At 73.3% G+C, this 13,023-nt stretch carries 11 protein-coding genes; 3 read left to right on the forward strand and 8 right to left on the reverse strand.

Features of this window, described 5'->3' with window-relative positions:
• Positions 1-7: 7 nt before the first annotated feature.
• The 8 genes from ET495_RS08695 to ET495_RS08730 all read right to left on the reverse strand — a co-directional run bounded on the left by ET495_RS08695 (position 8) and on the right by ET495_RS08730 (position 8,156).
• On the reverse strand, positions 8-295 hold the full coding sequence (locus ET495_RS08695) for a BMC domain-containing protein (RefSeq protein ID WP_129204290.1): 288 nt from the start codon (positions 293-295) through the stop codon (positions 8-10).
• 367 nt (positions 296-662) lie between these two features.
• Positions 663-2,159 carry an aldehyde dehydrogenase family protein gene (locus tag ET495_RS08700; protein ID WP_129204291.1) on the reverse strand — a complete coding sequence of 499 codons (1,497 nt, stop codon included), beginning with the start codon at positions 2,157-2,159 and terminating at the stop codon, positions 663-665.
• A gap of 46 nt (positions 2,160-2,205) precedes the next feature.
• Positions 2,206-2,862 carry an ethanolamine utilization microcompartment protein EutL gene (gene eutL / locus ET495_RS08705; protein ID WP_211340941.1) on the reverse strand — a complete coding sequence of 219 codons (657 nt, stop codon included), beginning with the start codon at positions 2,860-2,862 and terminating at the stop codon, positions 2,206-2,208.
• Between the two features lie 16 nt (positions 2,863-2,878).
• Positions 2,879-3,808: an ethanolamine ammonia-lyase subunit EutC gene (gene eutC / locus ET495_RS08710; RefSeq protein ID WP_129204292.1), complete on the reverse strand. Its 930-nt coding sequence runs from the start codon at positions 3,806-3,808 to the stop codon at positions 2,879-2,881.
• Positions 3,809-3,812: 4 nt separating this feature from the next.
• Positions 3,813-5,180: an ethanolamine ammonia-lyase subunit EutB gene (locus tag ET495_RS08715; RefSeq protein ID WP_129204293.1), complete on the reverse strand. Its 1,368-nt coding sequence runs from the start codon at positions 5,178-5,180 to the stop codon at positions 3,813-3,815.
• 64 nt (positions 5,181-5,244) lie between these two features.
• Entirely contained in the window at positions 5,245-6,699 is a 1,455-nt protein-coding gene (locus tag ET495_RS08720) for an ethanolamine ammonia-lyase reactivating factor EutA (protein ID WP_129204294.1), read from the reverse strand.
• A gap of 7 nt (positions 6,700-6,706) precedes the next feature.
• Positions 6,707-6,997, reverse strand: a complete 291-nt coding sequence (locus ET495_RS08725; protein ID WP_129204295.1) for a EutN/CcmL family microcompartment protein — start codon at positions 6,995-6,997, stop codon at positions 6,707-6,709.
• Position 6,998: 1 nt separating this feature from the next.
• Positions 6,999-8,156: an ethanolamine utilization protein EutH gene (locus tag ET495_RS08730; RefSeq protein ID WP_129204296.1), complete on the reverse strand. Its 1,158-nt coding sequence runs from the start codon at positions 8,154-8,156 to the stop codon at positions 6,999-7,001.
• Between the two features lie 475 nt (positions 8,157-8,631).
• Between ET495_RS08730 and ET495_RS08735 the strand changes: the two genes are divergently transcribed.
• Genes ET495_RS08735 through ET495_RS08745 form a run of 3 tightly spaced genes read left to right on the forward strand, consistent with a single transcriptional unit; the run spans position 8,632 to position 12,918 of the window.
• Complete coding sequence (locus tag ET495_RS08735) at positions 8,632-10,212, forward strand: CbiQ family ECF transporter T component (RefSeq protein WP_129204297.1); 1,581 nt, start codon at positions 8,632-8,634, stop codon at positions 10,210-10,212.
• Positions 10,209-12,095: an ABC transporter ATP-binding protein gene (locus ET495_RS08740; protein WP_129204298.1), complete on the forward strand. Its 1,887-nt coding sequence runs from the start codon at positions 10,209-10,211 to the stop codon at positions 12,093-12,095. The genes ET495_RS08735 and ET495_RS08740 overlap by 4 nt, the downstream gene beginning before the upstream one ends.
• On the forward strand, positions 12,082-12,918 hold the full coding sequence (locus tag ET495_RS08745) for an ECF transporter S component (protein WP_129204299.1): 837 nt from the start codon (positions 12,082-12,084) through the stop codon (positions 12,916-12,918). The genes ET495_RS08740 and ET495_RS08745 overlap by 14 nt, the downstream gene beginning before the upstream one ends.
• The last annotated feature ends 105 nt before the right edge of the window (positions 12,919-13,023 follow it).

The following is a 13,023-nucleotide window of genomic DNA, read 5'->3' on the forward strand; positions in this document are numbered from 1 at the left end:
TCACCCCCTACTGGGCCTGCGGCAGGATCTGCTCGACGTCCGTGTGCGGCCGCGGGATGACGTGGACGGAGACGAGCTCGCCGACCCTCCCCGCGGCAGCCGCACCGGCGTCGGTCGCGGCCTTGACCGCGCCGACGTCGCCACGAACCATCACGGTCACGTAGGCGGCGCCGATCTGCTCCTTGCCGATCAGCTTGACGTTGGCGGCCTTGACCATCGCGTCGGCCGCCTCGACGGCGCCGATCAGGCCTTTGGTCTCGACCATGCCGAGCGCGATCATCTGGACATCAGCCATGGCAGTGCTCCTTGCTGTGTGGGTGGTGGTGGAACGGGGCGCCGGCGCTGGGGCCGGAGCTGGCGTGGCCCTTGCTTGCGAGGGCTTGGCTTTCGAGGGCTTCGCTTTCGTGGGCTTGGCCTGCGAAGGCTTGGCTTGCTGGGGCTCTGCTTGCGAGGGCTCTGCCTGCGAGGGCTCAGCCTTCGCAGCGGCGGCCCTCGTCGTGCCCGCGAGCGGCTTGCTGCTCGCGGGCCGCCGCACGGGCTCATCGCGGCCTGCCTCCGCTACCTTCCTGCGCCTCGTGACCGCGGGCTGGGGGCCCGAGGGGACGGCGGCCGGTGATGTCGGCGGGGCCGGGGAGGCCGGTGGTCCCGGCGGCGGCACGTGATCAGACATGCGTCGTCCCTCCCAGGAGCTGCTCGACGACGCGGCGCACCATGCGCTCGACCGCCGCAGCAGCGGTGTCCGAATCGGACGCGAGCGGTTCCGTCGCGCGCCGCGCACCGGTGCCCGGCGTCCTTGCGGCGGCGGGAGGCTCGGCGCGGTGATACGCGACACGCTTGACGTTGAGCAGGTGGCGCACCGAGACGTTGTCGGAGACGGTGGCTCCGCCCAGCCCGCCGGGGGCCAGCGTGAGCGACGGCTCGAGGCCCGTCGTGGCTCCGATGCCGCCCAACGAGCCCCAGGTGTTGACCAGGATGCGGAACGCGGGCTTCTCGATGCCGAACGCGAGGATCGCCTCCTCGTCGCGCGCATGGATGACGACCGAGTGGCCGTCGCCGCCGAACCGCAGCAGCTCGATCGCACGCTCGCACCCGGCACGCCACCCGTCGACGACCATGAAGCCCAGCACCGTGGTCAGCTTCTCGCGCGACAGCGGGTGCGCCGCGCCCACGCCGTCGAGGTCCGCGACCAGCACGCGCGCCGAGGCCGGCACCGCGATCCCGGCGCGCTCGCCCAGGTACTGCGGGGTGCGGCCCACGTAGTCGGCGACCATGAGCCCACCGGGCCGGAAGAGCATGGCGGCGAGCCGGTTCGCCTCGTCGCGGCTGAGCCAGTGCGCGCCGTGGGCGCGCATGGCGTCACGCAGGTGCTCGGCCACGGGGGCGTCGGCGACGACGACCTGCTCGGTGGCGCAGATCGTCGAGCAGTCGAACGCCTTCGACTCGACGATCATCTGCGCGGCCCGCCCGACGTCGGCGCTGCGGTCCACGTAGGCGGGCACGTTGCCCGGCCCGACGCCGATCGCGGGCTTGCCGCACGAGTGCGCGGCGCGCACCATCCCCGGCCCGCCCGTCGCGAGCACGAGCGAGGTCAGCCGGTGGCTCATCAGGGCCTGCGTGCCCTCCACGCTGATCTCCGTGAGGCACGACACCAGGCCCGGCGGCATCCCCGCGCGCTCGCCCGCCTCGGCCATGACGCGCACGGCCTCCGCCGTCGAGCGCCGTGCCGACGGGTGCGGGGCCACGACGACCGCGTTGCGGGCCTTGACGCCGATCAAGATCTTGAAGATCGCCGTCGACGTCGGGTTGGTCGACGGCGCCAACGCCGCGACGACCCCGACGGGCCAGCCGATCTCCACGATCCCGCGAGCCTCGTCACGACCGATCACCCCGCACGTGGGCACGTCGCGGATCGACTCCCAGACGCTCGACGCCGCGAACTCGTTCTTGATCCGCTTGTGCTCGGCGTCGCCGAAGCCGGTCTCCTCGTGCGCGAGCACGCCGAGCCGGCTCGCCTCGCGCACGGCAGCCGCGACCATCGCCTCGCAGATCCTGTCCACCTCGTCCTGCGGGGCGAACTGGAAGGCATGCATGGCCTCGTTCGCGGCCACGACCCGGTCACGGGCGTGCTGAATCGCGACGAGGTCTGCGTCGAGCGTCATTGTCACCTCCTGGGTCGGTGCTCCCGGCCGCCGGTCGGCGGGCCGGTCAGTACTTGCGGGGCGAGGCCGCGACGTCGAGCACCGCGTCCTGGAACGCGGCACACGCCGCGCGGCACGCGCTCTGCGAGCCGGTCAGCAGGCCGCCCGCGAAGTTCGTCTCGGACGGCGGCTCGTAGAAGACCTTCATCTCGACCTCGGCCGCCTTGATGGCCGCGTCCAGGCCGTACGTCGCCTCGAGCGGCGGCGCGATGAGGTATGCCAGCGACTGACCGCGCGCGATGCCCGCGGCCTGCGACAGGTACGAGCCGGTCGAGCTGATCAGGTGCGGGAAGAACGCGAGGTCTCCGGCCTCGTTGGCCGTGTAGAACCACGCCTCCTCCGTGCAGTAGGCGATGGCGGCGTCCATCCCGGCCCGTACCTCCGCGGGGTCGGGCCCCGCGAGGATGCCGATGATCTCGCCCGACAGCGGGCCTGAGGCGTGCGCCGAGCCGGCGTAGAAGCTCTTGGCGTAGACCACGTCGACCTCGGCGAACTTGGTCGCCTCGTCGAGCGAGACGTACAGCGAGTCGTCGATGTCGCAGGTGAGCAGGCCGACGGAGCGTTGCGTGTCGCTCAGCCCGAGCTTGGCCGCGTAGCCGCGGTCGACGTTCGGGATCATGCGCGTGGCCAGGATGGTCGGCTTGACTGGTTCGAGGATGGGCATGGCGTGCTCCTTCGTCTCACTCGGCCCCGGCGACGTCCCGCAGCCGGACGCCGCTGGCGGAGTGCTGGATCATCTTCTTGACGAACTCCACGACGTAGGCGCCCGCCTCCAGCGGGTTCGTCCCTCCGTGGGTGGTGATCATGCAGATCAGGTCGCGATCGGCGTCCGACTTGCCGGGCTGCGGGTCGTAGCCCATGTAGGCGCTCATGGCGTCGGCGATGCCCAGGCCCGGGCGCTCGCCGATGAGCAGCACGACGACCTTGGCCCCGATGATCGCGTTGACGTCGTTCATGACGCCGACGCGCGCGTTCTCGATGAAGAACGGGGTGCCCAGGCTCAGGCCGGCCGCGGTCAGGCCCTGCTCGATGACCGGGTAGATGTCGGCCAGGTTGTTGCTGATCGCCGCCGCCGAGAGCCCGTCGCCCACGCAGATCTGCACGTCGGGACGCTTGACGCACCGCTCGGCGATGGTCGCCTTGCCGTGCTCGGACAGCCGCCGCCCCAGGTCCGGGCGCAGCAGGTACTCCTCGCGGTCGGCGACCTGCGTCGTGACCGTGAACAGCCCCAGCGCGTCCTTGGTGGCGTCGTCGACGACGCCGTAGATGGCGTCCTGGGTCACGGCGTGGTCGGCCTGGAACAGCAGCAGCGAGGCCGTGCGGGGGCGGGCCCCGGTGCGCCCGACGCCGAGCCGCGCCGTCGTCGTCGCGCACAGGTTGCGCAACCCGTCGGGGTCGTAGGGCTCGGCGATCCCGATGGTGCGCCGGGCCGCCTCCAGGGTCGGGTCGGGCAGGTCGATGACCAGCTCGCCGTCGGTGGCCGTGGCCGCGTGCGGCCGGGTCGCGTCGGGGGTCAGCGAGACTCCCTCGCGGACGAGCTCGGCGATGACCCTCGCCACGAGCTGGTCGATGTTTGCCAGGCCTGCGGCCGGGGTGATGTCGTCGGTCATGGGTTCACCTCTGCAGGAAGAAGGACGGGTCGCCGGCCAGGTCGGTGAGGGCTCCGTCACGCCACAGCCCGATGCCCTCCATCCAGGCCTCGAACTCGGGCAGCGGGCGCAGGCCCAGGGCCTGGCGCAGCGCGGGAGCGTCGTGGTAGCTGGTCGACTGGTACGAGAGCATGGCGTCGTCGCCCATGGGGACGCCCATGATGTAGCTGCCGCCCGCGGCGGCCAGCAGCACGGCCAGGTTCTCCAGGTCGTTCTGGGTCGCCTTGGCGTGGTTGGTGTAGCAGACGTCGCAGCCCATCGAGATGCCCGTCAGCTTGCCCATGAAGTGGTCCTCGAGCCCGGCGCGCGTGATCTGGACGGCGTCGTACAGGTACTCCGGGCCGATGAACCCCACGACCGTGTTGACCTGGTAGGGGTGCCACCGCTTGGCCATCGAGTAGATGCGGGCCTCCAGGACGAGCTGGTCGGCGCCGTGGTGCGCGTCGGCCGACAGCGCCGAACCCTGGCCCGTCTCGAAGTACATGTAGTCGGGGCCCTGCGTCCAGCAGTGCTTGGCCGCGAGCGCCGCCGCCTCGTCGATGAGGCCCACGGACACACCGAAGCTCTCCATGGCCTTCTGCGACCCGGCGATCGACTGGAACACCAGACCGACGGGACTTCCGCGCCGCAGGCACTCCATCTGGGTGGTGACGTGTGCGAGCACGCAGTTCTGCGTGGGGATCTCCCAGCGGTCGATGACGTCCTTGGTCATGTCGAGCAGCCGCGAGACCGAGCCGACCGAGTCGTCGGCGGGGTTGATGCCGATGACGGAGTCGCCCGACCCGTAGGAGAGGCCCTCGTAGAGGGCGGCCCGGATGCCGTCGACCGAGTCCGTGGGGTGGTTGGGCTGGTTGCGTGAGCCGAGCGTGCCGGGCAGGCCGATGGTGTTCTGGCAGTGCCGCACGACGTGGATCTTCTTGGCCGCCAAGATCAGGTCCAGGTTGCTCATGAGCTTCGTGACGGCGGCGACCATCTCACCGGTCAGCCCGTTGGAGACCCGCCGGATCATGTCGGAGTCGGTCGTGTTCGCGAGGATCCACTCGCGCAGGTCGCCGACGGTCCAGCCCTTGATCTCCGCGTAGACCGTCTCGTTGACGCCCTCGTCGATGACGCGGGAGACCTCGTCCTCCTCGATGGGCACCACGGGGTTCTCGCGCAGCACGGACAGCGGGACCTCGGCCAGCACGAACCGCGCGGCGACGCGTTCCGCCTGGCTGTGCGCCGCGATGCCGGCCTGCTGGTCGCCGGACTTCGGCTCGTTCGCCTTGGCCAGGAGCTCCTTGACGGTGCCGAACTCGTAGGTCGTGCCGAACAGCTTGGTGCGCAGGATCATCGCGCCACCTCCTTCGATCGCTCGGGTAGCAGGTGTGGGTACATGTGCCCCTCCCTCGGGTCGGTCACTGGTAGAAGACGAGCGTCTTGACGGAGACGGGCACCACGCGCCCGTCGAACAAGGGCTCGCCGATGTCGATGAAGTCGCCCTCGTCAAGGCCGATCTGGTCGACGACGACGACGGGCTGATCGGGCAGGCGCCCTTTGAGGGTCTGGCCGAGCACCTGCGCGTAGTCCTCCTCGGTGACGAGCACGAGGGGTCGCAACGGCGGGAGGTAGTCGCTCGCGAAGTCGGCGAGCCCGTCGGCGAGGCCGACGACCTGCCGGTAGGCGAGGCGTTCGGGCAGGTCGAGCACGATGGCGAAGGCGCCGTGATCGGCTTCCAGGTCCCAGCGCCGCACCGCTCCGTCGACGGCGGCGCGCACGTCCCGCGGCTCGACATGACCTTCGAGCAGGGACCCGAACCGCGGTTCGACGACGGGCAGGTTCTTGAGCGGCAGGTATTCGGGGTCGGTCCAGATCGTCGAACCGGACAGGGTGACCTGCTGGCTGGAGGCGCCCAGGACGGTGGCCCGCAGCGTCTGCGCCGGCCGCTCGATCCGCAGCGTCTGCCAGCGCGGGTTCTCCCGCAGGGAGCGGGCGAGCAGCGGCCCGACGTCTCCGTACCGGGCGACCTGCGCGAGCGTGCTGCACGGCTGGTCCTCGTAGTAGACGTGCCCGACGCCCCCCGAGACGAAGCACGCCGCCACCGGGCCGTCGAGCGCCAGGGGTGCGGTGAGGGCGACGATCTCGGTCAGGGGCGTGACGTTTCCCAGCACGAGGTCGACGACGACGTCGGCCATGACGTCGGTGAGCCGCCGCAACGCCGCGACGTCGGTGCGCCGTCCGACGACGAGGTCGAGGCCGAGCGCGTCGACGAGGGTCGCCCCTGCCGGCTTGAGGTGGGTCAGGATGCCGGTGGCCGGATCGACCATGGCCTGCCTCCCGCCCACCATGGCCGCGGCGGATCCGATGTGCTTGCCCGAGCGGAACAGGGCCGCGTTCGAGCTTCCGCCCCCGATGTCGACGTTGACGACGGTCGCGTAGTGCTCGGTGGACCAGTCGCACGCGCCCGACCCGCGCCCGGCGATCTGGGCTTCCAGGGCAGGTCCGGCGACGGTCACGACGAACTCGCCCGCAAGGTCGGACAGGCCGTTGAGGATGGCCTCGGCGTTGCGCGTGCGCGCTGTCTCGCCCGTGACGATGACGGCACCGCTCTCGACCTGCGCGGCGTCGATCCCGGCGAGCTCGTACTCCCGGTGGATCATGCCGAGCACGCCGGCGACGTCGATGCGGTCGGGTGCGGCGAGCGGCGTCAGATGGGGCTGCGACTGGTAGAGGACGGCGCGCCCCTCGACCCCGAGCCGTGGCACCAGGCCGCCACGGGCCTGGTTGCTCACGGTCAGGCGCGACAGGACGAACTGGCTCGTCGTCGTGCCGATGTCGATGCCCACGCTGAGCACCTGCCGGGTCTCCGCCACGTCGCCCTCAGCTCTTCCTGAAGGTCACCTGACCCTCGACCTCCACGGAGTCGAGGATCGCCATGATCACGGCGTCGGTGGGTGCGCCCGCGGTGGGCTCGGTGTGCCGGGCAGCGCTGCCCTGGGCCACCAGGACGAGCTCGCCCTGGCCGGCGCCCACGGCGTCGACGGCCACGAAAGGCTCGCCGACGAGCTCGTCGGCGGGCGTCGCGCGGCGCACCACCAGCAGCTTGGCTCCCCGCAGCGACTCTGCCTTGATCGTGCAGACGGCCGACCCCAGGACGCGGGCGATGAGCATGTCAGGCCACCGCGCTGCCGGTGACGGCGCCACCCTGGGCGGGGTCGGGCTCGTACTTGGGCATCGACCGGCCGAAGATCAGCAGCGCCACGACGATCGCGGTGACGCCCGCGACGAGCTTGCCCGCGATGACGGGGAAGATCAGGTCTCGCGAGGCACCGGCGACGAACCCGAGGTGGTCACCGAACGCGAAGGCGGCGGAGACGGCGAACGCGGCGTTGACGACCTTTCCGCGCGGGTCCATGTCCTTCATGATCTGGAACATCGGGATGTTGTTCGCCAGCGTGGCGATCAGCCCGCCGGCCGCGGTGTCGTTGACCCCGATGAGGGTGCCCGCCTTGGCCAGCGGCTTGGAGGCGAACTCGATGATGAGGTGGACGGCCGGGAACGCACCGAGCAGCATCATGGCGATCGAGCCGACGACGGCGATGCCCTCGGACGGCGGGATCAGCTCCCAGCCGGCGGGCATGATCGCGGTGCCCGTGAGCTCCTCGAAGACGCCGATGACCAGGCCGATCGAGATGAGGGCGACCAGGCCCTTGCCGAAGACCTCGAACCCGCGCGTCATGCCGTTGGGGATGAACCACAGGCCGAGCGCGATGAGCACGGCGACGACGATGATCGGTACGAGGTTGGGCAGCACCATCGACATCGGGAAGCCGGCCACCAGGCCGCCGACGAACACGCCGAGCGGGATCGTCACCATGCCGGCGAGGATGCCCTTGGCCAGGTAGCCGCGGTCCTTCTTGTCGATGATCGACAACGCGACGGGGATCGTGAAGACGATGGTCGGGCCCATCATCGAGCCGAGGATCAGGCCGGAGAGCTGCGCGGCCATCGACGGGACGCCGTCGATGCCGGGAGCCATCTCCAACGCCAGCGGCCAGCCGCCCATGTCGCACGCGAGCAGCGTCCCCGCGAACATCGACGGGTCCGCGCCGACGAGCGAGTAGATGGGGGTGATGACAGGGTCGAGGATCCGGGCCAGCACGGGCGACAGCGACATCACGCCGACCATCGCCAGGGCCAGCGGCCCCATCGCGTTGAACCCTTCCTCGAACTGCTGGCCGAGGCCGAAGCGGCAGCCGATCGCGCGGTCCAGACCACCCAGGACCATGCAGATCATGAGGATCCAGACGATGACTTCGTTGATGTCCACGGGTCACTTCCTTGTCAGACCACGAGCACGAGCAGGGCCCCTGCGTGCCGTCCCGGCCCGCCGCCTCGCTGCGGCCGACCCTCGACGGCGACTTCAGGCTAGGGACGCCCGACGTTCTGCGACCGGACAGATCTGGACCAGTTACCCCTCGAACGTCAGGACCACTTCGGCCGGTCGCACCCATGACAATCGCCCGGAAAGCGTGCGTGGCCAGCGCTGACACCGCGTCGGTGCCCGCGCCGCGCGCCGCACCCCTGCCGCGGAGCCGGCCGGCGGACGGGCTACCGTGCACACGTCGGGACGGGAGAATCCGGTGCGAACCCGGAGCTGACCCGCAACCGTGAGGCGCGACGCGCGCCGAGCCGGACCGCCCGCCCCGCACCGCACGACCACCACACCCGTCGCGGACTGCGGGTGGGGCCGCCCCGCGCTGCCGCGGTGCCCACGCCTCCCGCGCCCGTCCCAGGAGGCATCCATGACCGCTGCCCGCTCCATCGGCCGCCGGCTCCCCGCCGCCGCGAGCCTGCTCCTGCTCGCCGCGTGCTCTGCGACACCGGCGTCCAGCCCCTCCCCCGCCGGCCCTCCATCGGGCGACGACGACGTCGCGGCCTGCACGGACGCGGGCGACGTCTGGCTCGTCGTCGCCGCCGAGGACGGCACGCGCCTGGCAGACCAGTGCGTCGGCACGCCCGCGACCGGGACGGCGGCGCTCGACGCGGCTGGACTCGACGTCGCTCGTGACGCGAGCGGCTTCATCTGCGCCGTCGGCGGCGAGCCCGCCCAGTGCCCCGCGGCGTTCGACGGCCGGTTCTGGCAGTACTACACCGCGACCCCGGGCGGCGAGTGGGCTTTCGCCACGGCCGGTTCCGACGAGGCGGTGCCGGCGCCCGGCACGATCGAGGGCTGGTGCTACGGCTCCGCCTGCACACCGCCCGAGATCGCCGATGTGACCGCCCCTCCCCCGCGAGCTGACGAGGTGGGCGCCGCCCGGCCGGGACGCGAGCTGCACCCTGGGGCGTGGTGGGCGTGGGCCGCGGGCGCCGCGGCCGCCGTCTCCCTGACGACGCATGCGCTGCTCGCCGCTCTCGTGGCCGCCGCGGCCGGAGCGGTCGCGCTGCGCCGTCGGCCCGCCGACGGAGCACGTCGCACCTGGTGGCTGTACGTGAGCCTCGGAGCGGCGATCGTCGTCGTGCGGCTGGTGCTCCAGGCCGTGCTCGGGGTCAACCGGGCCGGCACCGTCCTGTTCACGCTGCCCCGGGTGCCGTTGCCGACGTGGGCGGCGGGGATCCGCCTGGGCGGGCCGGTGACCGTCGACGGAATGGCGCTCGCGCTCGGGGACGGGCTGCGGCTCGCCGTCATCGTGATGTGCGTCGGAGCCGCTGCCGTGCTCGCCAGCCCGCGCCGCGCCCTGCGCGCGCTCCCCGCCGCGCTCGGTGAGGCGACCACCGCCATGGCGATCGCGCTGACCGTCGCGCCCCAGCTGCTCGACTCCGCGGCGCGCGTGCGCCGCGCCCGACGGCTGCGTGGGAGCACCCCGGGGCGTGCCCGCCTGCTGCGCAGCCTGGTGCTGCCCGTGCTCGGCGACGCCATCGACCGCTCGGTGTCGATCGCCGCGGCCATGGAGGCCCGCGGCTACGGAGCGACGCTCGACGCCCGCCGCGTCCCGGCGGCGACCGCGGGCCTGACCGCCGCCGCGCTGGGCCTGCTCGGGTTCGGGGCGGTCGCCGTCCTCGGCCTGCCCGGCGCAGGCGCGGCCGGGACGGCGTGCCTGGTCGCCGGGGGCGTGTGCTCGGCCGCGGCCATGACGCTCGCGCGGCGGCGCCTGGCCGTCACCCGCTACCGGCCCACGCCGTGGACGCGCCGCGAGTCGGCCGTCGCGGCCTCGGGTACTGCCACGTTCGCCGTGGCCGCGTGGGCGCTGGCCACCGACCCGGCCGTGATGCGCCCGACGTCGCCGGCGCTGTGGCCAGCCCCCACCCCGGCGATGCTCGCCGTCCCGCTGCTGGTCGCGTGCGCCCTGGCCTGGACGGCGGCGCCCGCGCAGGAGGCTCGATGATCACGTTCGACGACGTCACGCTCACCCCCGCGGGGGCGACCCGGCCCGTGCTCGACGGCGTCTCCCTCACGATCGCGGAGGGCGACCTGTGCCTCGTCGTCGGGCGCACCGGCAGCGGCAAGTCGACGCTGCTCGGCGCCGTCAACGGACTGGTGCCCCACTTCACGGGCGCGACCATGCGCGGCACCGTCACCGTCGCGGGGCGCAGCACGCGCGACCACCCGCCGCGCCAGCTCGCCCGGCTCGTCGGGTACGTGGGGCAGGACCCGGCACGCGGATTCGTCACCGACCGCGTCGAGGACGAGATCGCCTACGGGATGGAACAGCTCGGCATCACGCCCACGGCGATGCGCAAGCGCGTCGAGGAGACGTGCGACCTGCTCGGCATCGGCGACCTGCGCCGCCGCGCACTGACGACACTCTCGGGCGGGCAGCAGCAGCGTGTCGCGATCGCGTCCGTGCTCGCCGCCCAGCCCCGCGTGCTCGTGCTCGACGAGCCCACCTCCGCGCTCGACCCCACCGCGGCCGGCGACGTCCTCGCCGCGATCACCTCGCTCGTGCACGACGTCGGGCTGACCGTCGTGCTCGCCGAGCACCGGCTCGAACGCGTCATGCAGGCCGCCGACCAGGTCGTGTGGCTGCCCGGCGACGGCAGCGCCGTGAACGGGGACGGGCCACAGGTGCTCGCGCGCGCGGACGTGCGCCCACCCCTGGCCGCGCTGGCGCACGAGCTCGGCTGGGCGCGCGTGCCGCTCGACGTGCGGCAGGCGCGACGCACCGTCCGCAGCGAGCACCCCGAGCTCGCGGCGGAGCCCGACGACGTCGGGGGCGTCGCGGGATCTGGGGGCGTCCGGGTGGCGGCGGGACGGGTCGATGCCGGGGCGGTCGGGCGGTCGGCGGGCATCCGGGGCGGGGCGGGGCGGGACGACGCAGGCGCCGTAGCGAGGCGGGACGACGCCGGGGCCGTGACGGGACCCGCGAGCGGCCAGGGCGTGGCGGGACGGCACGACGCCGGGGCCGTCGGACGGCCGGCGGGCACCGGGCGCGACCGGCCGGCCCCCGCCGTGGCCGCGCGCGGGCTCACCGTGCGCTACGGCTCGACGACGGCGGTCGACGGCCTGGACCTGAGCCTCGACGCGGGGCAGGTCACCGTCGTCATGGGACGCAACGGCGCCGGCAAGTCCTCGCTGCTGTGGGCCCTCGCGGGTGCCACGCCGTCGACGGGAGCGCTGACTGTCGCGGGCACCGACCCGCGCCCCCGGGCCGCGAGCGCCGCGCGCCGCGTCGTCGCCCTCGTGCCGCAGACGGCGTCCGACCTGCTGTACCTGCCGACGGTCGCCGCCGAGTGCGCGCAGGCCGACCGCGAGTCCCGGGTCGCGTCCGGCAGCACGGCACGCCTGCTGGCCCGGCTCGACGGCGCCGGCGAGGCCACCGGTGCCCGTGGCCCATTGCTGTGCGCGAGCCCGCATGCCGACCCGGCGGACCTGTCCGAGGGGCAGCGCCTCGGGCTCGTGCTCGCGGTCCAGCTCGTCGCCCGCCCCGCCGTCGTGCTGCTCGACGAGCCGACCCGCGGGCTGGACTACGCGACCAAGGAACGCCTCGCCGGGCTGCTGCGCGAGCTCGCGCGCGAGGGGGCCACCGTCGTCGTCGCGACGCACGACGTGGAGTTCGCGGCCGACGTGGCCGACCGAGCCGTCATCCTGGCCGACGGCCAGGTCGTCGCCGACGGCCCGGCGCGCGAGATCTGCACGGCCTCCCCCGCGTACGCGCCACAGCTCGCGAAGGTGTTCTGGCCGTGGCCGTGGCTCACGCTCGACGACGTGCGCGCGGGCCTGCAGCTCGCGTCGGCGGCAGGCACGGCCGCGACAGGTGGCGTGCGGTGAGCGCAGCGCCGGACCCGCTCACGACCCCGGGCGCGCGGCTGCGCGCCGTCCCCTCCCGCCACGCTCCCGGGTCACCCTGACGGCCGCGGCCCTGATCGGCCTGGTCGCGTTCACGTGGCCGCTGCTGGTCGACCCGGCCGCGCTCGTGGGCGACGACCGCACCGGGGCGAGCATCGCGCCCGTCGTCATGGGCGCGGTGCTGCTGGTGGTCGCGGCGCTCGTGCTGGTCGAGCTGTCGGGGCGCGAGGTGCGCACCACGACGCTCGCGATGCTCGGGGTGCTCGCGGCCATCGGCGCGATCGTGCGCCCGCTCGGCGCGGGCGCGGGCGGCCTGGAGACGGTGTTCTTCCTCATCGTGCTCGGCGGGCGTGCGTTCGGCGCCGGGTTCGGCTACCTGCTGGGGGCGCTGACGATCTTCGCGTCCGCGCTGGTCACCGCGGGAGTGGGCCCGTGGATGCCGTACCAGATGATCGGGGCCGCGTTCGTCGGGCTCGGCGCGGGGCTGCTGCCGCCCACGCGGGCGGGCTCACGCGCCGAGCTCGCGCTCCTGGGCGCGTACGGGTTCGTGGCCTCGTTCGCCTACGGCTACCTGGTGGATCTGGCGTTCTGGCCGTTCGTCTTCGGCACGGGCTCGCAGGCGGGATTCGACCCGTCCGCGGGGGCGTGGTCCAACCTGCGCACGTTCGCGGTGGTCAACACGGTGACGTCGCTCGGCTGGAACCTGGGGCGGGCGGTCACGTGCGTCGTGCTGATCGCGGTGCTCGGCCCGGGCCTGCTGCACGCCCTGCGCCGGGCGTCGCGCCGGGCGGTGTTCGCGGCCTGACGGGCCCCCGCAGGGCCCCATCCGCGACGACGTGACCGGCAACGGGCCGCCCGCCTCCGGCGGCGGCTGCAACCCGAGGTCGAGCTCGTCCTGCCCGCCCGCGAG

The organism is Xylanimonas allomyrinae (assembly GCF_004135345.1).
Classification (GTDB): Bacteria; Actinomycetota; Actinomycetes; order Actinomycetales; family Cellulomonadaceae; genus Xylanimonas; species Xylanimonas allomyrinae.

Bases quoted from the DNA above. Each gene is read 5' to 3' on its own strand.
- eutL (WP_211340941.1), bottom strand. From the start codon at position 2,862: ATGCCCATCCTCGAACCAGTCAAGCCGACCATCCTGGCCACGCGCATG.
- ET495_RS08700 (WP_129204291.1), bottom strand. From the start codon at position 2,159: ATGACGCTCGACGCAGACCTCGTCGCGATTCAGCACGCCCGTGACCGG.
- ET495_RS08740 (WP_129204298.1), top strand. From the start codon at position 10,209: ATGATCACGTTCGACGACGTCACGCTCACCCCCGCGGGGGCGACCCGG.
- eutC (WP_129204292.1), bottom strand. From the start codon at position 3,808: ATGACCGACGACATCACCCCGGCCGCAGGCCTGGCAAACATCGACCAG.
- ET495_RS08695 (WP_129204290.1), bottom strand. From the start codon at position 295: ATGGCTGATGTCCAGATGATCGCGCTCGGCATGGTCGAGACCAAAGGC.
- ET495_RS08715 (WP_129204293.1), bottom strand. From the start codon at position 5,180: ATGATCCTGCGCACCAAGCTGTTCGGCACGACCTACGAGTTCGGCACC.
- ET495_RS08725 (WP_129204295.1), bottom strand. From the start codon at position 6,997: ATGCTCATCGCCCGCGTCCTGGGGTCGGCCGTCTGCACGATCAAGGCA.
- ET495_RS08735 (WP_129204297.1), top strand. From the start codon at position 8,632: ATGACCGCTGCCCGCTCCATCGGCCGCCGGCTCCCCGCCGCCGCGAGC.